Annotated in this window: 25 protein-coding genes, 1 tRNA gene and 1 riboswitch; of the genes, 14 read left to right on the top strand and 12 right to left on the bottom strand. The window is 51.0% G+C overall.

Features of this window, described 5'->3' with window-relative positions; all coding sequences use genetic code 11:
- Positions 1 to 156: 156 nt before the first annotated feature.
- From NDI45_RS16275 to NDI45_RS16265, 3 genes are all read right to left on the bottom strand, one after another.
- Complete coding sequence (locus NDI45_RS16275) at positions 157 to 612, bottom strand: hypothetical protein (protein ID WP_348247949.1); 456 nt, start codon at positions 610 to 612, stop codon at positions 157 to 159.
- Positions 609 to 1,217, bottom strand: coding sequence for a chemotaxis protein CheB (locus NDI45_RS16270; protein WP_190794513.1), 609 nt, complete (start codon positions 1,215 to 1,217; stop codon positions 609 to 611). The genes NDI45_RS16275 and NDI45_RS16270 overlap by 4 nt, the downstream gene beginning before the upstream one ends.
- A gap of 423 nt (positions 1,218 to 1,640) precedes the next feature.
- On the bottom strand, positions 1,641 to 1,862 hold the full coding sequence (locus NDI45_RS16265) for a hypothetical protein (protein ID WP_348247948.1): 222 nt from the start codon (positions 1,860 to 1,862) through the stop codon (positions 1,641 to 1,643).
- Between NDI45_RS16265 and NDI45_RS16260 the strand changes: the two genes are divergently transcribed.
- Entirely contained in the window at positions 1,861 to 3,174 is a 1,314-nt protein-coding gene (locus tag NDI45_RS16260) for a hypothetical protein (protein WP_348247947.1), read from the top strand. The genes NDI45_RS16265 and NDI45_RS16260 overlap by 2 nt on opposite strands.
- On the opposite strand, the gene NDI45_RS16255 is transcribed toward NDI45_RS16260, so the two are convergent.
- Entirely contained in the window at positions 3,141 to 3,308 is a 168-nt protein-coding gene (locus NDI45_RS16255) for a hypothetical protein (protein WP_190794516.1), read from the bottom strand. The genes NDI45_RS16260 and NDI45_RS16255 overlap by 34 nt on opposite strands.
- Positions 3,309 to 3,334: 26 nt before the next feature.
- Here NDI45_RS16255 and accC point away from each other — a divergent pair, with 26 nt between their 5' ends.
- The 3 genes from accC to NDI45_RS16240 all read left to right on the top strand — a co-directional run bounded on the left by accC (position 3,335) and on the right by NDI45_RS16240 (position 7,592).
- A complete protein-coding gene (accC, locus tag NDI45_RS16250) occupies positions 3,335 to 4,678 on the top strand; it encodes an acetyl-CoA carboxylase biotin carboxylase subunit (RefSeq protein WP_348247946.1) in 1,344 nt (447 codons plus the stop codon).
- 65 nt (positions 4,679 to 4,743) lie between these two features.
- Entirely contained in the window at positions 4,744 to 6,213 is a 1,470-nt protein-coding gene (zds, locus tag NDI45_RS16245; RefSeq protein WP_348247945.1) for a 9,9'-di-cis-zeta-carotene desaturase, read from the top strand.
- A gap of 590 nt (positions 6,214 to 6,803) precedes the next feature.
- Positions 6,804 to 7,592 (top strand): sulfite exporter TauE/SafE family protein, encoded by a 789-nt coding sequence (locus NDI45_RS16240; RefSeq protein WP_348247944.1) that lies wholly within the window; start codon positions 6,804 to 6,806, stop codon positions 7,590 to 7,592.
- 125 nt (positions 7,593 to 7,717) lie between these two features.
- On the opposite strand, the gene NDI45_RS16235 is transcribed toward NDI45_RS16240, so the two are convergent.
- Positions 7,718 to 8,095 carry a helix-turn-helix domain-containing protein gene (locus tag NDI45_RS16235; RefSeq protein ID WP_190791355.1) on the bottom strand — a complete coding sequence of 126 codons (378 nt, stop codon included), beginning with the start codon at positions 8,093 to 8,095 and terminating at the stop codon, positions 7,718 to 7,720.
- Between the two features lie 84 nt (positions 8,096 to 8,179).
- Between NDI45_RS16235 and NDI45_RS16230 the strand changes: the two genes are divergently transcribed.
- On the top strand, positions 8,180 to 8,605 hold the full coding sequence (locus NDI45_RS16230; RefSeq protein WP_190791352.1) for a thioesterase family protein: 426 nt from the start codon (positions 8,180 to 8,182) through the stop codon (positions 8,603 to 8,605).
- Positions 8,606 to 8,813: 208 nt separating this feature from the next.
- Here NDI45_RS16230 and NDI45_RS16225 read toward each other — a convergent pair whose 3' ends face one another.
- The 3 genes from NDI45_RS16225 to NDI45_RS16215 form a co-directional block, all read right to left on the bottom strand.
- Positions 8,814 to 9,698 carry a LysR family transcriptional regulator gene (locus NDI45_RS16225; protein ID WP_348247989.1) on the bottom strand — a complete coding sequence of 295 codons (885 nt, stop codon included), beginning with the start codon at positions 9,696 to 9,698 and terminating at the stop codon, positions 8,814 to 8,816.
- Between the two features lie 11 nt (positions 9,699 to 9,709).
- Positions 9,710 to 11,764: a thioredoxin domain-containing protein gene (locus NDI45_RS16220; protein ID WP_348247943.1), complete on the bottom strand. Its 2,055-nt coding sequence runs from the start codon at positions 11,762 to 11,764 to the stop codon at positions 9,710 to 9,712.
- Positions 11,765 to 11,856: 92 nt separating this feature from the next.
- A complete protein-coding gene (locus NDI45_RS16215; protein WP_190794670.1) occupies positions 11,857 to 12,489 on the bottom strand; it encodes an HD domain-containing protein in 633 nt (210 codons plus the stop codon).
- 161 nt (positions 12,490 to 12,650) lie between these two features.
- On the opposite strand from NDI45_RS16215, the gene NDI45_RS16210 reads away from it, so the two are divergent.
- Complete coding sequence (locus tag NDI45_RS16210) at positions 12,651 to 13,523, top strand: M48 family metallopeptidase (protein ID WP_190794669.1); 873 nt, start codon at positions 12,651 to 12,653, stop codon at positions 13,521 to 13,523.
- Positions 13,502 to 13,586 (top strand) — tRNA-Leu (locus NDI45_RS16205). Before NDI45_RS16210 ends, NDI45_RS16205 begins: the two co-directional genes overlap by 22 nt.
- Positions 13,587 to 13,908: 322 nt before the next feature.
- Here NDI45_RS16205 and argF read toward each other — a convergent pair.
- A complete protein-coding gene (argF, locus tag NDI45_RS16200; RefSeq protein WP_348247942.1) occupies positions 13,909 to 14,835 on the bottom strand; it encodes an ornithine carbamoyltransferase in 927 nt (308 codons plus the stop codon).
- A gap of 546 nt (positions 14,836 to 15,381) precedes the next feature.
- On the opposite strand from argF, the gene NDI45_RS16195 reads away from it, so the two are divergent.
- The 5 genes from NDI45_RS16195 (at position 15,382) to NDI45_RS16175 (ending at position 21,144) form a co-directional block, all read left to right on the top strand.
- Positions 15,382 to 15,900 (top strand): Hsp20/alpha crystallin family protein, encoded by a 519-nt coding sequence (locus tag NDI45_RS16195; RefSeq protein ID WP_348247941.1) that lies wholly within the window; start codon positions 15,382 to 15,384, stop codon positions 15,898 to 15,900.
- Between the two features lie 521 nt (positions 15,901 to 16,421).
- Positions 16,422 to 16,560: riboswitch (cyclic di-AMP (ydaO/yuaA leader) on the top strand.
- A 123-nt stretch (positions 16,561 to 16,683) separates the two neighbouring features.
- Positions 16,684 to 17,538: a nitrate ABC transporter permease gene (gene ntrB, locus NDI45_RS16190; protein ID WP_190794666.1), complete on the top strand. Its 855-nt coding sequence runs from the start codon at positions 16,684 to 16,686 to the stop codon at positions 17,536 to 17,538.
- 259 nt (positions 17,539 to 17,797) lie between these two features.
- On the top strand, positions 17,798 to 19,267 hold the full coding sequence (locus tag NDI45_RS16185) for an ABC transporter substrate-binding protein (protein ID WP_348247940.1): 1,470 nt from the start codon (positions 17,798 to 17,800) through the stop codon (positions 19,265 to 19,267).
- A 38-nt stretch (positions 19,268 to 19,305) separates the two neighbouring features.
- The gene (locus tag NDI45_RS16180; RefSeq protein ID WP_190794664.1) at positions 19,306 to 20,145 is read left to right on the top strand and encodes a nitrate ABC transporter ATP-binding protein; all 840 of its coding nucleotides are present in this window, start codon (positions 19,306 to 19,308) and stop codon (positions 20,143 to 20,145) included.
- A 228-nt stretch (positions 20,146 to 20,373) separates the two neighbouring features.
- Entirely contained in the window at positions 20,374 to 21,144 is a 771-nt protein-coding gene (locus tag NDI45_RS16175) for a universal stress protein (RefSeq protein ID WP_348247939.1), read from the top strand.
- Positions 21,145 to 21,287: 143 nt separating this feature from the next.
- Here NDI45_RS16175 and NDI45_RS16170 read toward each other — a convergent pair whose 3' ends face one another.
- Both NDI45_RS16170 and NDI45_RS16165 read right to left on the bottom strand, forming a co-directional pair.
- Complete coding sequence (locus tag NDI45_RS16170) at positions 21,288 to 22,247, bottom strand: aldo/keto reductase (protein ID WP_348247938.1); 960 nt, start codon at positions 22,245 to 22,247, stop codon at positions 21,288 to 21,290.
- A gap of 123 nt (positions 22,248 to 22,370) precedes the next feature.
- A complete protein-coding gene (locus tag NDI45_RS16165) occupies positions 22,371 to 22,817 on the bottom strand; it encodes an NUDIX domain-containing protein (RefSeq protein ID WP_348247937.1) in 447 nt (148 codons plus the stop codon).
- Positions 22,818 to 23,127: 310 nt separating this feature from the next.
- On the opposite strand from NDI45_RS16165, the gene NDI45_RS16160 reads away from it, so the two are divergent.
- Both NDI45_RS16160 and NDI45_RS16155 read left to right on the top strand, forming a co-directional pair.
- Positions 23,128 to 23,262, top strand: coding sequence for a hypothetical protein (locus tag NDI45_RS16160; RefSeq protein ID WP_348247936.1), 135 nt, complete (start codon positions 23,128 to 23,130; stop codon positions 23,260 to 23,262).
- Between the two features lie 123 nt (positions 23,263 to 23,385).
- The gene (locus NDI45_RS16155; RefSeq protein WP_348247935.1) at positions 23,386 to 23,961 is read left to right on the top strand and encodes a DedA family protein; all 576 of its coding nucleotides are present in this window, start codon (positions 23,386 to 23,388) and stop codon (positions 23,959 to 23,961) included.
- A 71-nt stretch (positions 23,962 to 24,032) separates the two neighbouring features.
- On the opposite strand, the gene NDI45_RS16150 is transcribed toward NDI45_RS16155, so the two are convergent.
- Positions 24,033 to 24,317, bottom strand: a complete 285-nt coding sequence (locus NDI45_RS16150; protein ID WP_348247934.1) for a hypothetical protein — start codon at positions 24,315 to 24,317, stop codon at positions 24,033 to 24,035.
- Between the last annotated feature and the right edge of the window lie 272 nt (positions 24,318 to 24,589).

The following is a 24,589-nucleotide window of genomic DNA, read 5'->3' as shown; positions in this document are numbered from 1 at the left end:
GATGCAGTGCTTTACTACCCTCTAACCTTCGGTAGATTGAGGAAATTTTCTTTAAAGAGGGTTCTTTAAAAAGGGACTGTACAGCAGCGTCGCGATCGCCCTTCCTTGTCCAGGGGTAAAAGGCAGTTTGATTTGCCCCGTTTGACTTGCCTCGTTTCACTGGTTCATTGGCAGATCAGATATCGGTGACTCTGAACGAGTTTCCAATACCGGACTCACCGAACTACTCAGCAACATCTGATGCAATGTCTCGGCTTGGTGCAACGCTTGCTCAGCCTGTGCCACAATCTGCTCGATCTCCTGGGCTGGACGCTTTTGCGATCGCGCTTCTGCTGCCAGCCAATGAGCCACAACAGCTTGTTCTCGCAGCAACCGTAACGCTGTCCACAACTGCCGTTCGACTTCTTCTCCCTGGCTTTTGATCAAACTTTCGGGAAGAAAAGCGTGCCCCACATGACACTGGTAACGCTTTATGCCGCCGCTGTTCACGTGCCACAGTGATCCCCCGCAATCTGTGCAGCCTAGACCAGCAGGCGAATTGGTTGCCATCATTTGCTCAAGAGCGTCCTGTTCTAAATGAGCAGCATCGGGTCTGGGTTCTTTCTGGGTCATAGCGCGTTCTTTGATTCATGCGCCTGTTGCTGAATGAGCGTGACGAGCAACTGGGCGATCCCGGCGATCGGGAGAATATGATCAGCAACACCGTAGTTAATGGCACTTTGGGGCATACTGGGAACCAGGGCTTGCTGGGGGTCTTGCACGATCGTAACGCCTCCGCGAGCTTTAACCTCTGCGAGTCCTGCTGTCCCATCCCAAAGCCCACCGGAAAGAATGATGCCAATGACTCGCTTGCCGTAGTGTTCAGCAGCGGTGCGAAATAGCGGGTCAACTGCGGGTCGAAATCCGTGCTCTTTCGGACCCATGACCACACGCATTCCTTCTAGAGACAGGAGCAAATGACGGTCTGGTACCGCAGTGTAGAGGTGCCTGGATTTAATGCTCGCGCCATCAATCGCCTCACAGGCTAGAATTTCGTTCCAGGGTTGTAGCGTCTGGGCAAGTGCAAGCGACTGACGTGCCTGAGTGTGCATCACTACAAAAATCGTTGCGGGAAATTTGTCTGGCAGGTGTTGCAATAGCTGGATTAATGCGTGAATTGCTCCCATTGAACCACCCACGACAATTAAAGGGTGTGCTGGCGAGTCTTGATTAGCCATGAGAGTGTCCTTTAAGCGACAGTGAGCAACCGTGACAGTGAGCGACCGTGAACAATAACAGCTCATCCGAATGGCATAAGCGCAAGCATCACAGGACGGTGCGAAGCTCAATGAACTGCTTTAGCTTAAGGTCTTAGCAGCGTGCGGCTCCTCCATCATCAGCAGCAACTTCAATTGCGATCGATTGTATCCAGCCTCAACCGATCGAGAATTCGTCCCAATTAAATTTGAGCTTGCATGGAATCCGCTTGATTGAGGAAATGGCTGAGGCAGCGATGGGAAGGGGATTAGACCTGTGGCTTACGCGGTTCAAATCCCCCTCATTTCCCCTTCATTAATCATCCTTCATTAATAAATAGAGCGCGAAAAGATCGAGCAGAATTCGGGAAAACCCGAATAGATTAAAACAGTTCAAGGGTTTGTTCAAGGGTTTAGCGATCGCCCGCTGAGCATTGGTTGAATCAATTGAGCAGATAGGTAGATTCGAGATAGGCGGATTCGAGATAGGCGGATTCGATAGATAAAAGCGATCGGAAATTCCAGAAATACAAGGCTGGGCTTTGTGGAGTCACAATCATTGGCTAATGTTTCGATCGCAATTCGGGCATCTTTGACATAAACGCCTGAAGCGTGAGAACTAATCATGCCGCCCCAAATGTCGTCCCAGATGCCGCCTAAAATGCACTTCCAAGGCAGCGCGTATTTTGCCCAACCGCCTGCCTATGCGCCACTCCTGAAGCCGATCGTCCTGATCAAAAAAGGATTTTCTGCCCTCTATCAGCTGCTGCTGCAAGTGGTCTGGGCTGAACTGGTCAAGGGAAAACAGACAGACGGCCTTTTATCCGCGTTGCTCTTTCTGCTGCTGTGCGTTTGTTCACTGATGGTTTATCGCTTTGGTACATTACAGCAGCCGATCACGATCGCCTTTCTGCTGATCTGGACGATCGATCGGCAGATTGCGCTGTATGAATTTCGGTATCGGTTTCGATCGCCAGGCAGCCGCAGCATTATTCACCTGCATGGCAGCGAGCATTGGCTGGTTTGGGATCAGCAGCTTCCCGATGGACAGCACAATCATCTGAAGCTGAGGCAAACCGAAATTGAACAGATTACGATTCACCGCAGCGAACTTTACGGCGGCGTGTTTGACGATCGGCTCGGCGTGGTTTGGCAAATCAATCTGCGGCTATGCGATGCCTCAGAGCTATTAGTCGATGAGCAAAGGCAGGTCAGCCGTGCCCTTGATATTGCTCGATCGCTTGCAGGACAGCTCCATGTGCCGATCGCGTTCAAGCAGAGTGAAGGGCAGGGAAAATTTGCCTGGGAGCCGATCGACGAGGGAATGATGCGAAGCAGTCCAGCCGACGGACTAATCGAATTTTCTGAGACATTTCCAAAAACGATCCAGGTGCAAAGAACCGCGCAGCAGTGGCAAATTTCTTCGCGCTGGCGGTGGATTAGTGGTTGGCTGCTGATTCAACAGATTGGGCAAAGAACGGGATTTTTGCTGTTTGTGCTGTGGATGTCGAACTTTATGGTGTACTGGGGCGCATTTCTTCATTTCTTGCTGATCGCGCCTGGGGAGAGTAGTTCGCTCTTTGATCTGATCGGGCTGCTCATCCCACCGTGGAAATGGACGATCGCCCTGGAGTTAGGCTTCACGCTGCTCGTCCTGCTGATTCAGGGGGCAAGGCTCAGCTTTGAAGAGCATCTGCTGCTAAACCGCAACCGGCTCACCTTTTATCGCAATACCAAACCGCTTGCCCAGATTTCCCTGGATGCGATCGAGGCAACGCTATGGGTGAAACAGCCCGATCCGGTGCTGCTAATTGTAATGAGTGATTCGGTAGAGGGCGATCGAGTGATTGAAATTGACGGACTCCAGCGAGAGATTGAATTCCGCGCCATGCTGATCGCCCTTGATCAGGGACGGGCTGCGCTGCAAGCTGAGGTCTGAAACGCCGATCGCCTCAGCCGTCGCGTGATACGATGATTTCCTGGATCACTTTCGAAGCCCGGTTTAAGAATGTCGCTGTCGCCGTGCTGCTGCTGTAAGCGCGTCATCTGCCACGGAAATTCGGAAGCGGTCAACGACCCTATCCCTCAGCCGACGACCCATGCATTTTGAAAAGATTTTGATTGCAAATCGGGGGGAGATTGCCCTGCGAATCCTGCGAACCTGCGAGGAGATGGGCATTGCAACCGTGGCAGTGCATTCCACGATCGATCGCCACGCGCTTCATGTGCAGCTTGCCGACGAAGCGGTCTGTATTGGCGAGGCTCCCAGCAGCAAAAGCTATCTGAACATTCCCAATATTATTGCTGCTGCCCTGACCCGCAATGCGACTGCGATTCATCCGGGCTATGGTTTCTTGGCAGAAAACGCCCGCTTTGCCGAAATTTGCGCCGACCACCAGATAGCCTTTATCGGTCCCACCCCGGAAGCGATGCGATCGATGGGCGATAAGTCCACTGCAAAAGAAACTATGCAGCGCATCGGCGTTCCCATCGTTCCCGGCAGCGATGGATTGCTCACGGACGAGAGAGAGGCTCTGGCGATCGCCCAGGAAATCGGCTATCCAGTCATTATCAAAGCCACAGCGGGCGGCGGCGGACGGGGAATGCGCCTGGTACGGACGGAGGATGAGCTGATCAAATCTTTCCTGGCAGCCCAGGGCGAGGCAGAAGCCGCCTTTGGGAACGCAGGCGTGTATCTGGAAAAGTTTGTTGAACGTCCGCGCCACATTGAGTTTCAAATTCTGGCAGATAGCTACGGCAACGTGATTCACCTGGGCGAACGCGATTGCTCGATTCAGCGTCGCCACCAAAAGCTGCTCGAAGAAGCCCCCAGCCCAGCCCTCACCCCCGAACTGCGCGAAAAAATGGGCAGTGCTGCCGTTCGAGCGGCTCAAGCAATTAGTTATATCGGCGCGGGCACAGTCGAATTTCTGCTCGATCAATCGGGCAATTTCTACTTCATGGAAATGAACACCCGCATCCAGGTCGAACACCCCGTCACTGAAATGATCGTCGGGCTGGATCTGGTGGCAGAGCAGATTCGGATTGCCCAGGGCGAAAAGCTCAACCTGACCCAGGATCAGGTGCAGCTTCGGGGGCACGCGATCGAATGCCGCATTAATGCCGAAGACCCCGACCACAACTTTCGTCCTAACCCCGGACGCATCAGCGGCTATTTGCCCCCCGGCGGCTTTGGCGTGCGGATGGATTCCCACGTTTACACCGACTACGAAATTCCGCCCTACTACGATTCGCTGATCGGCAAACTGATCGTGTGGGGACACAATCGAGAAGCGGCGATCGAGCGAATGCGACGGGCACTCCGCGAATGTGCGATCACCGGGCTTTCAACGACGATCGGCTTTCATCAGCGGATTCTGGACAACCCGCAGTTTTTGAAAGGGGAAGTTTACACCAATTTTGTCGAGCAGATGATGCAATAAACGGCGGCTACAAGGATTCCCCATTCCTTTAATATATGTAAAGAGAACCTTAGGGGACGGGCGGAATGCGAGTTGCGATCGTTGGTGCAGGATTGGCAGGTCTGGCGGCAGCAGTAGAGCTGGTCGATGCAGGGCACGAAGTTGAGATTTTTGAGGCGCGATCGTTTGTCGGCGGCAAAGCCGGAAGCTGGATCGACGCAGACGGCAACCATGTAGAAATGGGACTGCACGTCTTTTTCAACAACTATTACAACCTGTTTGCCTTGATGAAGCATGTGGGCGCGTTTGAGAATTTGCTGCCCAAGGAACACGTTCACAATTTCATTAATCGCGGCGGGCAGGTCGGCAAACTCGATTTCCGGTTTTTGCTCGGTGCGCCGTTCCACGGGCTAAAGGCATTTTTTACCACCGAACAGCTCTCGCTGATCGACAAGCTGCAAAATGCGATCGCCCTTGGCACAAGTCCTGTCGTTCCCGGTCTGGTGAGCTATGACCTGGCGATGCAGTGGATTCGATCGCTCGACAACATCAGCTTTGCCGACTGGTTTCGCCGTCATGGTGGCTCTGAGAATAGCCTCAAGCGGATGTGGAACCCGATCGCCCTCGCCCTGGGCTTTATCGACACTGAGGAAATTTCGGCACGCTGCATGCTGACAATCTTCCTGATGTTTGCGACCAAAACCGAAGCCTCACGGCTGAATCTGCTGGCAGGCTCCCCCGACGAATATCTGCACAAGCCGATCGTCAAATACCTGGAAGACCGGGGCACAAAAATCCACACCCGTCGCCAGACGCGCCGCATTTTGTTTGAGGAACGCGACGGACAAACGATCGTCACAGGTTTATCTATTGCTCAGGGCGACACCGAAGAAACCATTACCGCCGATGCCTACCTTGCCGCCTGTGATGTGCCCGGAATTCAGCGATTGCTGCCGCAGGAATGGCGCCAGTGGAAGGAGTTTAACAACATCTACAAGCTGGAAGCGGTTCCGGTCGTCACGGTGCAAATGCGCTTCGATGGCTGGGTCACAGAAATGAATGATCCGGCTTTGCGAAAGCAGGTCGATCGCGCCGCAGGCATGGACAATTTGCTCTACAGCGCAGATGCCGATTTCTCTTGCTTTGCAGACCTGGCACTCACCAGTCCCAAGGACTATTACCGGGAAGGGCAGGGTTCGCTGATGCAGGTAGTTCTCACTCCCGGCGATCCGTTTATCAAAATGAGCAACGAGGAAATTGCTCAACACGCGCTGAAGCAAATTCACGATCTGTTTCCCTCATCCCGCGAACTCAATATGACCTGGTTTGGCGTGGTGAAGCTGGCGCAGTCCCTCTACCGCGAACAGCCCGGCATGGACCCCTACCGCCCATCCCAAAAAACGCCAATCGCCAACTTCTTCCTAGCAGGTAGCTACACCGCTCAGGACTATATCGACAGCATGGAAGGCGCAACCATCTCCGGCAAGCAAGCTGCTGCCCGCATCCTCGAACCCACCGGATACAAAGTTCAGGGAGCCGGACTGTTTAAGTATTAGGCGATTTAAGGATTAGGCGATTGGCAAAGCCCAACCTCCCTCCTCCAAACCCCTCCCCCGTTAGATTTAATCAAGGGACGAGGGGTTGAGCATTTTTTGGGCGGATCGCTCCAGAAGGCTCATCAATTTGCCTTGCACAAACGCATCCCGGACGATCGAGTCACCTGCGCTCTGTTACTGGCGATTCGCTTCACGTAAAACTTGTCGATCGTTTTACTCACTTGCTTTCTTGTTCCCATACTTCAGATCTGCTCTTTTTCATCAGGCGGAATGGGCAGAGTTCGTTAAACCTGCTCACGAGAACTGGTTTGAGGCGATCGAGCTTTGAGGCAATGAAGGGGAGTTACCCTGAATTTTTCTACCTAACTAGCCGAATCGGGATCTTAGACGGAACCATTTCTGCCTATATCGCTACTTCAGGAGCTTAGACGGAAATATTCAGCCCAATCAGTAGTTATCCGGCTTCGTTTCCGGGTGAGGGCGCAGCTAGAAACCATCTGTGGGGTAGTCAGAGTTAAATGCTGCTATTGATTACCTCAACCTCAAAGCACATCGCTCATAATACTTCTGTTCCGAAGTGGAGGAGTTGAATGCGAAATTTTTGGGCATTTGGTTGGGGGGCTTTGGTTGGGGGGCTTGGCGGACTGATAGGTCTGGGTGGTGCGGAGTTCCGCTTACCCGTTCTAGTCAGCGTTTTTAACTATCGAACTCTACAAGCAATTATTATCAATCTCATCGTTAGTTTTGTTACAGTGGCGTTTTCGTTCATTTTTCGAAGCGGCGTTGTGAGGCTGGAAAATGTTGCTGCGAACTGGGCAGTGACCATCAACATTCTGGCAGGCTCTCTAATCAGCTCTTATGTTGGAGTTCATTATGCAACTCGAATCAACGAACGAGTATTAAACCGAATTGTCGTCGCTTTTCTGATTTTTCTTAGCGTTGTGCTGGTCGGGCATAACCTCATTTTCAGTCTTGAGAGTTTGCAACTACCAAGCCTTTTAAGAATCAGCTTTGGATTTTTGGCAGGAATCGTAATTGGCATATTCAGCAGTATGTTGGGTGTGGCAGGTGGAGAGTTGATTATCCCAACAATCATTTTGCTATTTTCCGTTGATATTAAGCTGGCAGGAAGTTTGAGCCTTGCGATTAGCATTCCGACAATTTTGATGGGTCTGTTTAAGTACAGAAGCCAACAAAGACTTAAGGAAGTTAAAACAGAGCAAAGATTTATCATTTCAATGGCATCTGGTTCAATTTTGGGTGCATTTATTGGCAGTAATCTTTTAAGGTATGTATCAAGTTCTCTGTTGTATCTAATCTTGGGCCCAATTCTACTATTGTCAGCGTTGAAGCTGGCGCAGCACAAGCCAGCCTCATAACAACCCCCTTACAGCCGCAAGTCGCAAGTCATTGATGCTGAGTTCAAGGTTACTAGCGCCTAGGGGAACGTTGTACTGCTTAAGATGTCTGTGGCGACGATGGTTGAAAGTTTGCCTATCGGGATTCATGGTTCAGTTGCTTTGCAGTTACTGGCATCCGACGGATTACTTTGAGGAATCTGTGTGTCAGCAATATGCTTCAAACCCCAAGCAGTGATGACTTTCAAAACAGGACGCAAGCTTTTTCCCTTCTCGGTGAGTTGATAGTTCATTCGACGGGAATGGTTACTGTAAGGCTGCTTTTCTGCTAAACCTAATTCTTCAAGCAGTCTGAGGCGGTTTGCCAAGATATTAGTCGAGATTCCCTCAGGGGATTCTAAAAACTCTTCAAATCGTTGCTTTCCAAAGAACATCATGTCTCGGATGACAAGTAACGTCCAGCGATCGCCAATCAAATCTAGCGTACAGGAGACAGGGCAAGAAGAGCGTTTTGGCTGGATCATGGCTAGATATAGCAGCTTAGTTACTTGCATTTTACAAGCTATTCTTGCTAAGCTACAGCCTAACTTGCAAATTAAAAGCTAAACATGGACACAACGGCACAGAAGCAACTGTTTGAGGTCGAAATTCATCTACCCGTTAGAACTTACGATATTGATTTTGCGGGTGTTGTCAACAATATTGTTTACGTTCGTTGGTTAGAAGATTTACGTTTAGAGATGCTAGCCCGTCATTTCCCGTTGGACGAACAACTCAAAAATGGAATTGCGCCTGTCATTGTGCAGACAAAAATTGATTACAAGCAGCCCATCAAAATTTCTGACGTTCCAACCGGCAAGATGTGGATCGAGATAATGGAATCGCTGAGATGGACTGTTAATGCAGTGATCTCTGTCAATGGCAAAGTAGCGGCTCTTGGTGAACAAGTTGGTATTTTTGTTGATTTACAAAACAACAAGCCGATCCGTATGCCAGAAAGATTAAAGCAAAAGTATCAAGAGTTCGTGGCGTAAGCAATACAACAATTGAAGTTTGAGGTAATCTGCGACGAGTAAAGCGGCTTGTGTGCTGAAGAAAAGTGTGCTGAAAAAGCAGGAAACAGGTCAGTATTTGTCTCATGCTTTAAGATGACGATCGCCCAATTGATTACAGAATATTTGTAACCCTGAAACAGCAGAATGGTTTCGAGAATGATTTCCTGATTCAGGAATGCCTAAATTTTTAACTTTTAGTCATTTGAGTGGCTAAATCTAAAAATCGCTGGACAGTTGGCGTGACGTCCAATTTACGGCAAACGATCGCCACTTCTGCCTGGGGTGTTTCTTCCTGCAAAGGCTTGTAGATCACCCCCGTTCGTTGCAGGTTTTTGAGGGAGACGGGGACGATCGCAATCCCAATTTCGGCGGCGACTAAGCTAATAATCGTCTGCATCTGAATCGCTTCCTGTACAACGGTGGGACTGAATCCGGCTCGCTGACACAGGCTGATGATTTGGTCATACAAGCCGGGAGCCAGCGATCGCGGAAACAGAATAAATGGCTCGGCAGCGATCGCCTTGAGCGAAATTATCGGCTCCTGGGCAAACAGATGGCGATCGGGCAGTGCCAGCACCAGAGGTTCCTGAAAAATAGTTTGCACCTGTAACAGCAGATCGTCGATCGGCGGACGCACCAAGCCCACATCTAATCGACGATCGCTGAGCCACTGAAGCTGGTGATCGGTCGTCAGTTCATGCAGTTCTAGCTTCACTTCAGGAAAAGCCGCCCGAAACGATCGCAGAATCGGCGGCAGCACGTTATACGCCGCAGAACTGACAAACCCGATGACGAGTTGCCCCTGTTCGCCCCGGCTAACCTGCCGTCCAGTCTGGATTGCCTGCTCAAGCTGATAAAGCAGCCGGCGACTTTCCTGCAAAAAAACGGCTCCGGCTTCGGTCAGGGCGACCGATCGCTTTGTGCGGTGAAACAGCTGAAAACCCAGCTCATTTTCTAACTGCCGAATTTGCTGACTCAACGGTGGCTGGGCAATATGCAACCGCTCGGCGGCACGACCAAAGTGCAGTTCCTCAGCAACCGCGACAAAGTAGCGTAAATGGCGAAATTCGATCGGCACAGATCCTAAACGCCCAACGCTTTCTGAATCTGACGCTGCATTTGTTCGCTTTCGGTAGAAGGCTCCAGACAGCTCAAGCCTTTGCAGACCATTGCCATTACACCGGGGGGCAAGTGTGAGTCGAGGCGAAGGGCGATCGTTGGCAAGTACTGCTGAGCAAGGTTTGCGATTTCGTCAGGCGTGGTTCGGATCAACGTCGGATAGCGGAACCAGTCCAGCCCACTCACTAAGCTAGGGCAGGCTTGCGGAATTTGCTCAATCACAGTGCTAAAAGCTTGCAGCGTTTGCTCGGCGCGATCGAAGCATTGCAAATCTTCCGTGAGCAGAAACAGCCGGATCAGGTTCATCGCGGCGATTCCATTTGCAGAAGGTGTGGCATTGTCACCGTAGCTGCGTTCCTGCACAACCAGATCGCTCACTGCATCGGTGTTGTAGTAGCCACCCTGCTCTCGACTCCAGAGAAATTCTTCAAACTCACACTGCACTTCCTGGGCGCGAGCGAGCCATTGTTGACCGTCCTGTCCCAGACTCAAGCTTGCCTGATGCAGATCAAGCAAAGCTTTGATGAGTAGCGCGTAGTCTTCCGATTGAGCAATGACGCTGACCTGCCCGTCATAGTTGAGCCGATGTAGACGGTGATCCTGCCACTGGTAATTCAAGATGAACTGTGCCGCCCTGACTGCCAGATCGAAATACGCCCCGTTTTGCAAGACTGCAGCCGATCGTGCCAGTCCCGAAATCATCAGACTATTCCAGGCGACGATCATCTTGGTATCGGTCACCGCCGGAATACGTCCTTTCCAGGGCAAAGTTCTTGCTTGCTGGTTGTTTTGTGCTGGGGGAAATGTGGTGGTGTCCAGAGCAGAGGCTCCGTAGCGCACGGTAAATAGTTTTTCTAGCGCGGCTACTGCGATCGAAGCAAGTTCACCGCTCCTCGATCGCTGCAAAACGTTCTTGCCTTCAAAGTTGCCAGCCGGACTGACGCTAAATTCGGCTTCCAGAATGGTCAATTCTTCGGGCGTGAGAATCTGCTCTAGTTCTGAATAGCTCCAGACATAAAACGCGCCTTCTTCTGGTTCACGATCGTCTGGACGAGGAAAACTATCCGCATCCTGCGCCGCATAAAAGTACCCTTCAGGAGCGGTCATCTCGCGCTGAAGCCACTGGACGGTACCGTCGATCGATCGGGCAAAGGCAGGTTCCTGAATTCCGATCGCCCACAGCTCCGCCAGATACTCAATGATCTGCCCGTTGTCATAAAGCATTTTCTCAAAGTGAGGCACTGTCCAGGTCGGATCAACCGTATAGCGATGAAACCCACCCGCCACATGGTCATAAATGCCACCCAATGCCAGATCCATGCCGCGCTGCTGGCAAACAGCCAGTCGATTCAAATCCGGGTCATTGTGCTGAAACCGAACACTATGCAGGGCAGTCATCGCGTGAGGAATCATGGGAAATTTTGGCCCCCCTCCCTTCGCGGCTAGTACCGTCAGACTGACCCGTAGCCCTTCCTGCAAGCGTTCTTCAGAGAGTTCGCCATTTCCCTCGATCGTCGCGCCCTGCTTCAACCGTTCCCGCAGCTCGTCCGTCACTGCCTGAAGCTTGACTGCCTCGGTGTCGTAAAAATTTCGGAGTGCCTGAATGACCTGCAAAAAGCTCGGTCGCCCGTACTTCGCCTCTGGCGGAAAGTAAGTTCCCCCATAAAAAGGCAGGAGATCGTGCGGCGACAGAAACACATTCAGGGGCCAGCCGCCTTGTCCCGTCATGAGCTGGAGTGCCTGCATATAAATGCTGTCAATGTCCGGGCGTTCTTCGCGATCGACCTTAATTGCCACATAGTTCGCGTTTAGATAATCGGCAACGATCGGATCAGAAAACGCTTCGCCCTCCATCACCGTACACCAGTGGCAGCTAGAGTAGCCGATCGACAAAAAAATCGGCTTGTTCTCCTGTTTTGCTTTCTCTAATGCCTCATCGCACCACGACCACCAGTCGATCGGGTTATCGGCATGTTTGCGGAGATAAAGGCTCTGAGTCTGAGCGAGGCGATTGGTCATAACAGCAGCCGGAACGCTTCACTGTTGAGTCTAGCGTTTTAGCTTGATTTACGAAGGGCTGATGACAAAGGGCTGCTTGCCTCAGTCATTTCCTATAGAGTTGCCTGCTGCGCCGCTTGCTCCGCAGTTTCCCGCAGGGGTAATCGAATATATCCCGCAGCCACACTCTCCGCCACAATTGCTTCGACCCACTCCCACAAATCAGGCGTGCCCTGCTTAACCGGTTCCATCCGCTTCCAGACCTGATCGATCGAAACGCCGTGTTTCTTCCAGGTTCCGCCTGCCGTTTTGTAGTTGTGCAAGAGGGGCTGAATGCGATCGAGTGCAGCCGCAAATTGAGCCGTTGCCGTTTCCCGCGCTTCAAACTCTTCCCATAAAAGACGCAGCTCGGCTTCCAGATCCGGCGGCAATAAGCCAAAAATGCGATCGGCGGCACGCTGTTCTCGATCGGCTTTGTCCAGATTGCCCTGCACGTCGTAGCAAAAGGTATCGCCTGCATCAATTTCAACCAGATCGTGAATCAGCAGCATTTGAATCGCGCGGCTCATGTCTGTTCCCGCAGGGGCGTACTCTGCCAGCACGATCGCCATGATTGCCAGATGCCAGGAATGCTCTGCGCTGTTTTCCTGCCGTGATGCATCGACCAGCAGGGTTTGCCGCAGGATGTGCTTAAGGCGATCAATTTCCAGGATGAATTGAATTTGTTGGGTGAGTCGTTGCTGCACGGTGGGAGGTGGAGGGAGGTGGGCTGACGCTTTATTTTAGTGTGAATGGGGGTGGGAGATGAGGGGGTGAGCGTCTTGATCGCGTTTAGATTGAATCAGTGGGTATGTAGGGGGTTTGATTAGAATGGGAGCAGGCACTTTTTCACCACACGATTGCCCCTATGTCTCTTCCCAAATCTCTGCTGGTCGGTTTAACTTCTAACGACTTTCGCCATCCGCTCGATCGTGAGGCAACTCAGGCACTCAAGCAGATTCCGGGGATGGATTTAGTTGTGCGATCGGTGCTTGGACCTGTGGCAGAACGATTCTTCTATTTAGAAAATATTGCGTCTAGCATTTTGGTGAGCGATCAGCAGTTGCCTCATTTACATCAGCTGCTGCTGGAAGCCTGCAAAATTCTTGACCTGGAACCGCCTCAGCTTTATGTGCGGCAGCATCCGGTTCCCAATGCCTACACTTTTGCAATGCGAGGCAAACAGCCGTTTATTGTGCTGCATACATCGCTGATTGATATGCTCACATCCGAAGAAACCCAGGCAGTGATCGCTCACGAATTGGGGCATCTCAAGTGCGAACACAGTGTTTATATGACCCTAGTGAATGTGCTGGTGCTGGCTGCCGGACAGGTTCCCTCCTGGGGTGCGGTGCTGGCACAGAGTTTGCAGACTCAGTTAATGGAATGGGTGCGCTGTGCAGAATTTACCTGTGATCGCGCTGCGTTGCTGGTTGCTCAAGAGCCGCGTGTGGTTGCCTCGGTGCTCATGAAACTAAGTGGCGGTTCGCCTACGCTTGCCTCTCAGCTCAATCTGGATGCATTTTTAGCACAGGCGCGATCGTATGACACCATGACCACCGATGATGTGGGCAAGCTGCTGCGCCAGATGCAAACCACGCCGCTAAGCCATCCCCTCCCGGTACTTAGAGCTAGAGAAGTCGATCGTTGGGCAAGCAGCCAGGAATACGCAGGGATTCTCCAGAAGCGATCGATGCGCTATAATGATGAAGCTGAAAAGGGCGGATGGCGAAACTGGTAGACGCACCACACTCAAAATGTGGCGAGGTAACCCCTCATGGGAGTTCGATTCTCCCTCTGCCCATAGACTTAAGTAAATTACTAAAATTAAATTAGTAAAGAAGTGAATTAGTAAAGCTGAATTACTCAAGCAAGATTAAATTCGAGGAGGGTTCGGATCATGGCTCAACGGTTGAAGCGATGGGAATCTCCCCGCAAGCAGGGCAGAAACGATAAAGGAAAAGGCGGCAGTGCCCGACAGCGACAGCTCCGCAAACAAACTCAAATGCTGCGGAAGAAACTGAAGGACGGCAACCCATCTAATCAAAATTCAAACCGATCGGGGGAAGGGACACTATCTCTTCCCTCTTTTTTTATTCAATTCCCTCTCTTTCAATCCACTTTGTTCACTCCACGCCCAACACACTTACCAGCAATGCCTTTTGAGCATGCAGCCGATTTTCTGCCTCGTCCCAGACCCGCGATTGGTTGCCTTCGATCACGCCGTTTGTAATCTCCTCGCCGCGATGTGCCGGAAGACAGTGCAGCACGATCGCCTTTGAGTCGGCTTTATTCATCAGGTCTTCATTCACCTGGTAGGGCATAAAAACGGGAATGCGGCTGTCTGCCAGATCTTCCTGTCCCATACTCGCCCAAACATCGGTGTAAACAATTTGTGCGCCCTGAACGGCGGCTTGCGCGTCCTGAGTGAGGGTCACTTCGGTTCGATCGCCTGCGATCGCTTTTGCCTGCTCCAGAACTCCGGCGTTTGGTTCAAAGCCAGCAGGAGCAGCAACCCGAACGTTCATACCGCTTAAGGCACAGCCCAACATCAGGGAGTTTGCCATGTTGTTGCCATCGCCGACATAGGCAAGCGTTAAACCGTCGAGCTGTCCAAATTCTTCTTTGATGGTCTGCAAGTCGGCTAACACCTGACAGGGATGCTCCAGATCGGTGAGAGCATTAATCACGGGAATTTTGGCATAGCGGGCAAAGGTTTCAAGCTCCTGCTGCTCGTAGGTGCGAATCGCCAGCACATCCAGATAGCGATCGAGCACTCGCGCTGTATCTTCCACGGGTTCTCCCCGGCTCACCTGGGTGACGTTGACGTTGAGATCCAGTACTTGCCCGCCGATTTGATACATAGCCGCCGAGAAGCTAACTCTGGTGCGTGTCGAAGCTTTGGTAAACAGCAGACCCAGAATCTTTTCGCAGCGCGGGTTGAGCTTCTTTGCTTTCAAGTCGATCGCCAGATCCAGCAAATCCCGCAGTTCTGCCACACTTAAATCCGCCATGCTTAGTAGATCCCGCCCATTTAATGTCGCTACGCTCATTTCTGAAGCTTGATAGTAGGGGTTTCTTGAATTCCGGAAACTAAAACCCTACCAGATTTTCTGCGATCGTGCAGTGTTCAATTCAACTCCTGAGCAATTCTCGTTTTGTCTCAGGAACTTTTTCCTTCTACCGCCTGGGGGCTTGGCTCGGCAAACTGAATTCGAGCATCAGCAAAGAGGGAGCCGTTCTTATCCCGCTCGCCTGAATAAATCTCCAAAAGAAATCGAATCGGATTACAAGTGTTGGCACAGCCGCTGGCAGGCTCAGGCTTTGTCCGTTTACTCAAGCAACTTACTCAAGTAACGACTGAAATTTGAAGTACTTTGCCATACCTTCAAGCTAGCAAACCGCTTTGTTACCTCTCAACTCGACTTAAGCTTCAAAAACTGTTTGCGTACAATGCGCTTACTTATTCACTCGATCGTCTTTTTTCGGGAAACTTCACCATTCCTGTACAGTTCTCCTCACTGTCTCCGGGTTGAGGTGCAAGACATAATCAAAACATGAGGATTAAACGTTTCAATTACCCCACACAAGATAGAGCGATGTTAGTGAGATATTGGAATCCTTGGCGCGAAATGGAAACGCTCCGCCGTCAAATGGATCGAGTGTTTGATGAGATTGCAGTACCGAGCGAATATAGCTGGGCTCCGGCGATCGAACTACATGATAGCGGTGAAACATTTACGCTGAAAGCTCAACTTCCCGGCATGGATGTGAAAGATATCAACGTTGAAGTGAGCCGTGAAGCAGTTGCTCTCTCCGGTGAGTATCGCAGTGAGCAGCAGGGCGAAACCAACGGCATTATGAAGTCCGAGTTTCGCTACGGTAAATTCCGCCGCATTGTGCCGCTTCCGGTTACTGTGCAGAACGATCAGGTTCAAGCCGAATACAAAGATGGCATCTTGACCCTGACGCTGCCCAAAGTCGTCGAAGTTCGCAACAAAGTGGTGAAGCTGAATCTGACAGACTTGGCTCAGCCTACGATCGAGCCGACGACCGAACCCGCGACAGTAGCCGTCACCGGATCGAATGAGGCACAGGCTACCGAAGCCAACAGCTAAGAGCTTGAGCGGTTTTGAGCCGCCTCTGGAGTAAGCGACACGCAAATTAGACAAATTAGATTTGAGTTAAACAGATAGCGCAATAAGCAGGAGGTCGATCGCCTCTTGCTTTTTTGTATTTTTGTATTGGTACACCATTTTTGTATTGGTACACCAATGGTTTAATAAACCAATTTTTATCTATCCTCGATGCATCAATTTTCTGCATCAAATCATAATTTCTGCATCAAATCCTAAAGCTAAAGCTGATATTACTCCTGCTAAACCTGCCTTGACATTCATATTTACTGCACTCACCTGCACTCACCGTTCTTCAACCAACTTTATTGAAATTATTTACAGCGTTTATTTCTGCGTTCGACTTAGAGACGCAACGTTTGTAATCAAAAATTCGCAAAATCGATCGCCTACCTTCGGCTGAATAAGCAAACACAATGGTGAAAGCAATTCGATTGCTTTAGCAGTAGAGAGATTGACGGACGCAATGGGTGATGTTAGTATGGATGCACTTCAAATTAATCTCAAACAGTCAGCTTAATTCAGTCTCACCCTAACCAAAGAAGACTGAAGCGGAGGAACCAATATTGGGGCGTATCGCAAGAAGGACACCTCTCAGTCCTAGCCCGTCAGCTAACTCCGTCGGCATTGAGGGGAGACTGAAGCTTTTGGCAATTTGTCTTTGGATAACCGTCTTTGGGCAACCGTGCTAAAGCTCGTCAGTATCCTTGACTGTTGGACAGTGGTTCCGTTGTTCTGTCCACCTTCAACCCTGAGGAGTTCAGGATGGTTGTACAATTTGTGGGTTCGATCGCCGTTGCCGGACAAGCAGCCTGGAGGCGTGTGCAGCCAGTCGTGCTACAAGAAACTGTGCTGCTGCCTGCGTTGGGATTTGCAGGTCTGATTTTGCTGTGGTGGATAATTGCCCTGTTTAACAGCGACCTGATGCCCACCCCGCCAGAGGCACTTCAGGCAAACATGGACTATTTGCTGCATCCGTTTTATCGTCGTGGTCCTGGCGATTTGGGAATTGGTTGGCTGTTGATGGCAAGTTTGCGGCGCGTTTTGATTGGCTTTAGCCTAGGCGCACTGGTTGCAATTCCCGCCGGATTTCTGATTGGGATGTCGCGTCAGGCAATGCTGGCACTCAATCCGATTATTCAAATCCTGAAGCCCGTTTCGCCTCTGGCCTGGCTGCCGATCGCCTTGGCAATTTTTAACCTGGCAGACCCTTCTGCGATTTTCGTCATCTTCATTACGTCGCTCTGGTCAACGATTATTAACACTGCACTTGGCGTATCCAGCGTCTCCAAAGATTATCTGGATGTGGCGAGAGTCCTGGAAATGCCTCAGTGGAGACGAGTTATCAAAATTATTCTGCCTGCCAGTCTGCCCTATATCTTCACCGGGCTGCGCATTAGCCTGGGCATTGCATGGCTGGTGATCGTCGCAGTCGAGATGCTGACCGGAGGTGTAGGCATTGGCTTCTTTGTCTGGGATGAGTGGAGCCGCTTGAACCTTAGCTCGGTCTTCCTGGCGGTGGTTGTAATTGGGCTAACCGGGCTGATTCTGGACTTTATCGTGGTCAAAATTCAGCAGTTTGTCACTCGTCGTCGTTTTCGATCGCAGTCGGCAGCCTAATCAAGTGGGGAATCCGGGGGTGAGGGGTAAGTGAGCAGGGGATAAAATCTCTCGATCGCCCTTGCGTCAGAGCTTCCTAATCTACTTCATCAGCTTTGCGTCAATCATTTCCACAGTCTCTCTACCGTCTGTTGAATCAGGTTGAGCAGCAAGACGCTCCCCATTTATAGAACGAACCGCAAAACCCGCTCCTCACCTCCCCATTCTCTCATCCCTCCGACTTTCCATCCTTTATCCACTCCCCACTCCCCAAACCAATATGAACCACGATCGTCTCAATCGACGTGACTTCTTAAAAGGATTCGGAGCTTCGGTCGCTGCAACGACGCTGGCTTCCTGTGCGGTAAGTGCGAATAGGGCGCCGCAAGGACTGCCGCAAATGGCGGCTGAAGTAGAACCGATCATCGATCCCCAAACGCTGGAAAAACCGAATTTAACGATTGGCTATGTGCCTGTCAATGACTGCGCTCCCTTTGCGATTGCCTGGGAAAAAGGCTTCTTTCGCAAATATGGCTTGAACGTGAAGCTTAGCCGCGAAGCAAGCTGGGCAACCTCACGAGATGGCGTAATTTTTGGTCGGCTGGATGCGTCACCCGTGGTTTCAGGAGCCGTGACCAATGCCCGAATTGGCGCAGAAGGTGCGCGCCATGCCCCGATGTGTGCCGCAATGACCATCCACCGCCATGGCAATGCAATGACCATGAATCGTGCCATGTGGGAATCGGGGATTCGCCCCTGGCATGAGTACAAGGGTGATTTGGAGGCATTCGGGCGGGATTTCCGTCGCTATTTTGAAGGTCTGCCCTCGGATCAGCGAATTTGGGCAGTGGTTCTCAGTTCGGCGATTTATGAATATTTCATTCGCTATGTCTCGGCTGCCGCAGGCGTTGATCCGTTGAGCGAATTTCGCGTGATTATTGTGCCGCCGCCCCAAATGGTAACGAATATGCGAATTGGTGCAATGCAGGCATACATGGTGGCAGAACCCTGGAACACTCGCGCAATTCGGGGGAATGAAGGAATTGGCTTCACCTTTGCTCAAGGAAAGGAAGTCTGGCGCGGACATCCCGATCGCCTGCTAGCAGTGATGGAGCCTTTTATTAATGAAAATCCCAAGACGTATCGATCGCTGGTGAAAGCCATGATCGAAGCCTGCCAGTATTGCAGCAAGCCGGAGAATCGCGCCGAAGTTGCAAAGATTATCACCGGGCGATCGTTCACCGGAGCCAGACCGAAAACCTGCAAAACCCCGCCCCTGATCACGCCGGACAATCTGCCTTCACTGCCCGAATGTGCAACCAAGTTTACGGGTCCAGGCATTATTGGCGAATATAACTATGGCGGGTTTGATAGCAAAGACCGGACGATTGCTGCCGCCGATACCACCATTTTTTACGACTTCCCAACCGACCTCCCCACACCCGCCAACGCCCATTCCACCTTCTTGTGGCGATCGCAAAGTCTCTGGCTGATGACGCAAGCCGCCCGCTGGGGACAGATTCGCGAAATTCCGGCAAACGCAGACGAACTGACGAAAAAAGCCTGGCGATCAGACCTCTACCGCGAAATCGCTGCCGAAATGGGCATTAACTGCCCCAGCGAAGACTACAAAGTAGAACCCGCTACTGTCTTTATCGACCAGAAAGGATTTGATCCCAGCGATCCGGTCGGCTACCTGAAAAGCTTTGAAATTCGAGCCGATCGCCCCAAACCCTTCTATTTATCCTAGCTGACCCCTTACTCACCCCCTCACACCCGGAGAACCTCATGATCAAACCGCTTACCTTCCCCGCCACCGATCGCCTGCGTGACCCAGCCGAGTTTCTTAGGATTGAGAATGTAACCAAAGCTTATCCTGCCGCCGGAGGTGGCCAGACCGTGATTCTGGATGGCATCAATCTGACGATCGGCGCAGATGAATACATCTCAGTCATCGGGCATTCGGGCTGCGGCAAATCGACCCTGCTGAAGATTGTGGCAGGTCTAGAACAGGCAACCTCTGGTTCTGTTTGGCTCGAAGGGCGCGAAGTGCGTAAACCCGGAGCGGAGCGCATGATGGTATTTCAGCAATACTCGCTGCTGCCCTGGCTCACGGTGCGAGAAAACGTTCGGCTGGCAGTGGATGAAGTGTTGAGGAACCTCTCTTCAGCAGAAAAGCGGGAAATTGTCAACGAACATCTGGCAATGGTGAATCTGACCCCTGCGGCAGAAAAATATCCTGATGAGCTTTCGGGCGGCATGAAACAGCGAGTGGGGATTGCTCGCGCTTTAGCGATTCGTCCCAAGGTGCTGCTGATGGATGAACCCTTTGGCGCGCTCGATGCGCTGACACGGGGCAAGCTCCAGCGGCAAGTCCTGGATATCTGGGAAAACCACCGTCAGGCGGTCATGATGATTACTCACGATGTGGATGAGGCGTTGTATATGTCCGATCGAATTATCTTAATGACGAATGGACCTGCTGCCCAAATTGGCGAAATTTTGGAAGTTCCCTTTGCCCATCCACGGCAGCCGAAGGAGCTGCGAGAACTGCCTGAATACTACGAACTGCGGAACCACGCGCTCAACTTCCTCGATCGTCATTTCGGACACGATGACCAACTTTAATCTTTGTTAAATTAAGCCCGTTCTATTCCTAAAGAGGACTGTGTAGGGCAAATAGGAAGCTTTACACTGCAATTGATCCCTCTAATGTTTCTGTTGATTTCTGTCTGTTTTTCATTGATCCCAAAGCTTGTTTCCCTTAGGAAACTGTAAAGCGATCGCTTAAATTTCACGCTGACCCGTCTACCGCTTTTAGCTTCCATTTCCTCACTTGCTCCTCCAACACCGACTATGAGAATTCAACCGATGCTGCTGCGCCTGCAAAGCGCGCTTGGACAAGACAACCTCAGTGAGCAAATGCTTTTGTATCCGGGTGTCGCGCCGATGCAGAATTCTTTTGCTGAGATGCCAAGCAGTTCTGCCAAGGGAGCAATTGACGCTGCTGAGGCAACTTCGGAGTCGATCGACGAAACGACCAATATTGTCATCAGCTACAATGGCTCTCCGAATAGCCAAACTGCTCTCGATTTTGCCTTCTGGATTGCTCATCAAACGAAACTCGCAACCAACAAATCTGTTACCGTTCACGTCGTCTATGTGCTGGATAGCTGCAACTCGCTCCAGTTAACTTGCGCTGCCGCTCCTGATCTGAACGGACTCCGATCGCAGTCTCTTCAAAAAGCGCAGGTTGGCGGTCTCCCCTCGATTCAGAAGCAAACTGCAACGGCAGTTCAATCCAAACCCCGATCGCAGGCAGCAGCCGTCTATCAACCCAGAACGATTCAAACCCAGTCAGCTCGATCGCTAACCGATTCCCTCGAAACTGCCGATCGCATCCTGTGGCAGGCTCGCTGTCTAGCTGATGAATGGCGTGGTTCTCTAGAGGCACATTTGCGCTTTGGGGCAGTGGCGATCGAGCTGCGTCAGGTAGTGGAGGCTGTAAAGGCAGATGTGCTGATGGTAGGCTGTACGACCGGAGAACATTCCCTGATCCAGCAGTTGCTCACCCCAGCGTTTCCCTGCCCGATCCTGGGCATTCCGCACGAGCTAGAAAAGCAGTAGGAAATTAGCGGGGCGTTGCTCAATCGAAGGATAAATGGTTGAGTTGAACATGGCTGGGCAGCCCCCTAAATCTCCCAATTTTGGAGGGCTTTGAGCGTGTAAAGGTCATACACAGAATCCTTGCCGCGACCTACGAACGAAGCCTAAAGAAATCGCTGCTGGTGCGGGCGAGTTGCCTGATCGATGCGATCAATTTCTTCTTGCGTGAGGCTCCAGCCCAGTGCGCCTGCATTCTGTTGGGCCTGGCTCCCATTCTTTGCACCTGGAATTGGGACAACGTTACCCTGAGCAATCAGCCAGTTCAGCGAAACTTGGGCGGGAGTGCGATCGTATTTTTCGCCGATTTGCTTTAGCAACATTATCACCGGAGCCAATTTTTCCACGCCACCTCTGCTGAAGCGAGGGTCTAGCTTGCGCGCGCCCGTCGGGTCTTGATAATTTTCAGGAGTGTATTTTCCGGTAAGCAAACCCTGCGCCAAGGGGCTGTAAGCCAGAATCGTGATGCCCAGCTCTTTTGCTGCTGCCATAACGCCGTTGTGCTCGATCTGACGCGCCAGCAGCGAATACTGCATTTGATTCACCGCTAAAGGAACACCGCGCTTTGCCAGTAGCTCGTGCGCCTGTCGCATCTGATCCGCCGAATAGTTGCTCACGCCGATCGCCTTAATTCTGCCGCGTTGTACTTCGTCAGCCAGTGCCTCCATCAAGGTGGGCTGTCCCATGAAAAAGTCAAAGGGCTGGTGAACTTGATACAGCTCTACAGTGTTACGCTGGAGCCGCTTCAAACTTGCAGTCAGCGCATCAGCAACAGCACTTTTTCCAAACCGCCAGGGCAGCGGGAAGTACTTCGTTGCAATGTAGACAGGCTGATTGGTTTGCTGCATAAACTGTCCCAGCAGCGTTTCTGACTTGCCCAATCCGTAGATTTCTGCGGTATCAAAAAAATTAACGCCTGACTCTAGAGCGGTCTTGAATGCCTGCTCGACTGAACTTGCATCGTAATCTTTGCCGTAAGTCCAAAACAGGTTGTCGCCCCATTGCCAGGTGCCGATTCCCAGAGGCTTGATTGTCAAACCGCTAGAGCCGATCGAGAGGATATCCATTGCTTGCTTTATAAAACTTTACAATTACTTCATAGTGTAGCCCAGATACTCAGGATCAGGCGTAAGCCGATCGAGATAACTGCATCAACCGTCAGCAGCAGAAATCAGTATCAGGAGCCACTCTTAGGAATCAGGCGACTTCTCTTTTAACTGCTTCAGTATCAGGTAGCGATCGATAATGGCGCGGGTTGCTTCTGACATTCGCACTTGGTCGCCAAGCTGGTAGAACCGCAGTTCGCGAATCTCGTGGGTTGGCTGCGGCGTTCCCTGCGCTTCAACGAGAAATACTTTATGCTCATCGCGCACCCAGCCCGACTTACGCCAGCGAATGTGTCCGGTGTAGCTAAAGAGATATTGCATTGAAATTGTTTTGAGGGTTGTTTCTTCTTGCAGTTCCCGAATCGTTGCCGCCTTGCGCGATTCTCCTTTTTCGGCAGCTCCTCCAGGTAATAAAAATCGTCCGCTCTTGCCCGCCACGAGCAGCACACCCTGAGGCGTATCAACGATCGCAGTACCTCTACGCCGTTTACGGACGGTTTTTTTCAGCAGTTTTAAAGGGGTGGTTTGCACAAACTAATTGATGAGAGAGTGAAGGGTCAAAAGACAGTTTTGGGTGAAGAAGCAAAGATACTAATGGTTTGAGAACTTGATTGAAAATGCAAATCGCTTCGTTCACGATTCATTCAGTGCATGATTTGATTAACTCACTGAAACCCCTCCATTTTTTTGATTTGCTCCACTCTTCTTTTATAATAACGAACCCTATCCGAAGGCTGGTTTAGATCTTGTCTCAGTCTGTCCTGAGAAACGGCAAATTCTAGAAAGAACACTAGTCGTCGGGTAGGCACTGATTGAGGCTCTGCTTGTTACGCTACCTAAAGTGACCGATCGTCGAATCGGTATGCAGCAATACAGCTTAAACTTAAAGCTGCAACGCAGCATCAACGGGCGATCGCCTGAACGGAGAGCGGTTTTGAGCGAACAGCTTTCAGCCCATCTTAGTATCCGTGTTTAGAATTATGCGATTACGCTTTGGGGAACTGCGAAGCGATCGAAATTGCATCGAACAATACTAAAACTCAGCTTGAAACTCTCAGCTCCCGATTACGTCAAGGACAGGAAAACTTAAACATCAGCTATGCAAACTGGCTATCTCGGAATTGTGATTTTAATGGTGGTTTCCCCCGTTCCACCTGAAGTGTTTATGCCGCTTGCAGGCTTTATGGCAGCGCAGGGAAAACTGCATTTTGTTTATGTTGTCTTGTCCGGGGTCGTGGGCTTTTTGCTGAGCATTTTCCCCTGGTACATTGGCGGTCGCATTTTGGGAAAGCAAGGCTGGCGCAAGCTGATCGATCGGCAGCCGAAATGGCTCACGATTTCTCCGGCAAAGCTGCAAAAAGCAAATCGCTGGTTCCGTCGCTATGGGGGGCAGGCGTTGCTCATTTCCCTGCTGCTGCCCGGACTTCGCAATATCATGGCAGTTCCCGCTGGGATTAGCGGAATGTCTACGCTAAAGTTTCTGCTGTATACGAGCTGCGGCGCGGTAGGCTGGCTATCGCTGTTGACCTATACCGGGTATGTGCTGGGCGACCGATACGAGCTAATCAACACTTACTTCAGCTCAACCACTACCCTCTTTTTGATGAGTGTGGGAGCCATTGCACTCTGCATTTTGGGCGTTCGATTTTTCCTGCGACGGAAAGCGATCCTGTAGTTCCCAATTCACAATCGTTAAGCAACGGACAAGGATTTGTGATTTCAAATTAATTGTGGAGTGATTGCAGGCTAACGATTTTGGTGATAACTCGGTGAACGAGACGGAGCCAGATCGGTATCAAAGGTTTTATCCAGCAGATCAATTAGTTTGATAATTGCGATCGACGTAATAACTCCCAGCACCAACCCGCCAATTAGCAAACGCAGAACCATTTTTTTGGCTTGCGCGATCGACTCTTCTGCACTAATTCGACCTTTGAGTTGCAAAACCTTTTCTTCCGGCGGTAAGGGTTCGGGCGGAATCGGCTGATTGGGATGCGCCCTAATGAGAGTTCTGTGAAACTGTCGCTGCACTGATTTTTACACTACGATCGAGCAAGTTTTTAGTTTGTCATTCGTCATTTCCCACTCGTGTTTATAAATTAGTGTTTACGAATTGATGAATAACATTTCCCTTGTTTCTGGTTAAATCGTGTCCTGCTCCTGGGGAGCGCAAATTCATTAATTTGTCTTCTCCATAAGGTGTATTAGGGAGTACGCGTAGCTCATCGATTGGGAGGCTCAGGGTTAATGCGTTACGCTGTATCAAACGATCCTACAGAGTCAACCGATCCTACAGAATGCGC

This window comes from Leptolyngbya sp. GB1-A1 (assembly GCF_039962475.1).
GTDB lineage: Bacteria > Cyanobacteriota > Cyanobacteriia > Elainellales > Elainellaceae > Leptolyngbya_A.
Note: the sequence above shows the minus strand (reverse complement) of the source record. Positions and strands in the feature narration are given on the sequence as shown.

Excerpts from the sequence above, each read along its gene's own strand:
- NDI45_RS16270 (WP_190794513.1), bottom strand. The coding sequence starts at position 1,217 with ATGGCTAATCAAGACTCGCCAGCACACCCTTTAATTGTCGTGGGTGGT.
- NDI45_RS16235 (WP_190791355.1), bottom strand. The coding sequence starts at position 8,095 with ATGATCCAGCCAAAACGCTCTTCTTGCCCTGTCTCCTGTACGCTAGAT.
- NDI45_RS16185 (WP_348247940.1), top strand. The coding sequence starts at position 17,798 with ATGAACCACGATCGTCTCAATCGACGTGACTTCTTAAAAGGATTCGGA.
- NDI45_RS16260 (WP_348247947.1), top strand. The coding sequence starts at position 1,861 with ATGCCGCCCCAAATGTCGTCCCAGATGCCGCCTAAAATGCACTTCCAA.
- NDI45_RS16180 (WP_190794664.1), top strand. The coding sequence starts at position 19,306 with ATGATCAAACCGCTTACCTTCCCCGCCACCGATCGCCTGCGTGACCCA.
- NDI45_RS16210 (WP_190794669.1), top strand. The coding sequence starts at position 12,651 with ATGTCTCTTCCCAAATCTCTGCTGGTCGGTTTAACTTCTAACGACTTT.
- ntrB (WP_190794666.1), top strand. The coding sequence starts at position 16,684 with ATGGTTGTACAATTTGTGGGTTCGATCGCCGTTGCCGGACAAGCAGCC.
- NDI45_RS16170 (WP_348247938.1), bottom strand. The coding sequence starts at position 22,247 with ATGGATATCCTCTCGATCGGCTCTAGCGGTTTGACAATCAAGCCTCTG.
- NDI45_RS16155 (WP_348247935.1), top strand. The coding sequence starts at position 23,386 with ATGCAAACTGGCTATCTCGGAATTGTGATTTTAATGGTGGTTTCCCCC.
- NDI45_RS16240 (WP_348247944.1), top strand. The coding sequence starts at position 6,804 with ATGCGAAATTTTTGGGCATTTGGTTGGGGGGCTTTGGTTGGGGGGCTT.
- NDI45_RS16220 (WP_348247943.1), bottom strand. The coding sequence starts at position 11,764 with ATGACCAATCGCCTCGCTCAGACTCAGAGCCTTTATCTCCGCAAACAT.
- NDI45_RS16275 (WP_348247949.1), bottom strand. The coding sequence starts at position 612 with ATGACCCAGAAAGAACCCAGACCCGATGCTGCTCATTTAGAACAGGAC.
- NDI45_RS16195 (WP_348247941.1), top strand. The coding sequence starts at position 15,382 with ATGTTAGTGAGATATTGGAATCCTTGGCGCGAAATGGAAACGCTCCGC.
- zds (WP_348247945.1), top strand. The coding sequence starts at position 4,744 with ATGCGAGTTGCGATCGTTGGTGCAGGATTGGCAGGTCTGGCGGCAGCA.
- accC (WP_348247946.1), top strand. The coding sequence starts at position 3,335 with ATGCATTTTGAAAAGATTTTGATTGCAAATCGGGGGGAGATTGCCCTG.
- NDI45_RS16265 (WP_348247948.1), bottom strand. The coding sequence starts at position 1,862 with ATGATTAGTTCTCACGCTTCAGGCGTTTATGTCAAAGATGCCCGAATT.
- NDI45_RS16175 (WP_348247939.1), top strand. The coding sequence starts at position 20,374 with ATGAGAATTCAACCGATGCTGCTGCGCCTGCAAAGCGCGCTTGGACAA.
- argF (WP_348247942.1), bottom strand. The coding sequence starts at position 14,835 with ATGAGCGTAGCGACATTAAATGGGCGGGATCTACTAAGCATGGCGGAT.
- NDI45_RS16230 (WP_190791352.1), top strand. The coding sequence starts at position 8,180 with ATGGACACAACGGCACAGAAGCAACTGTTTGAGGTCGAAATTCATCTA.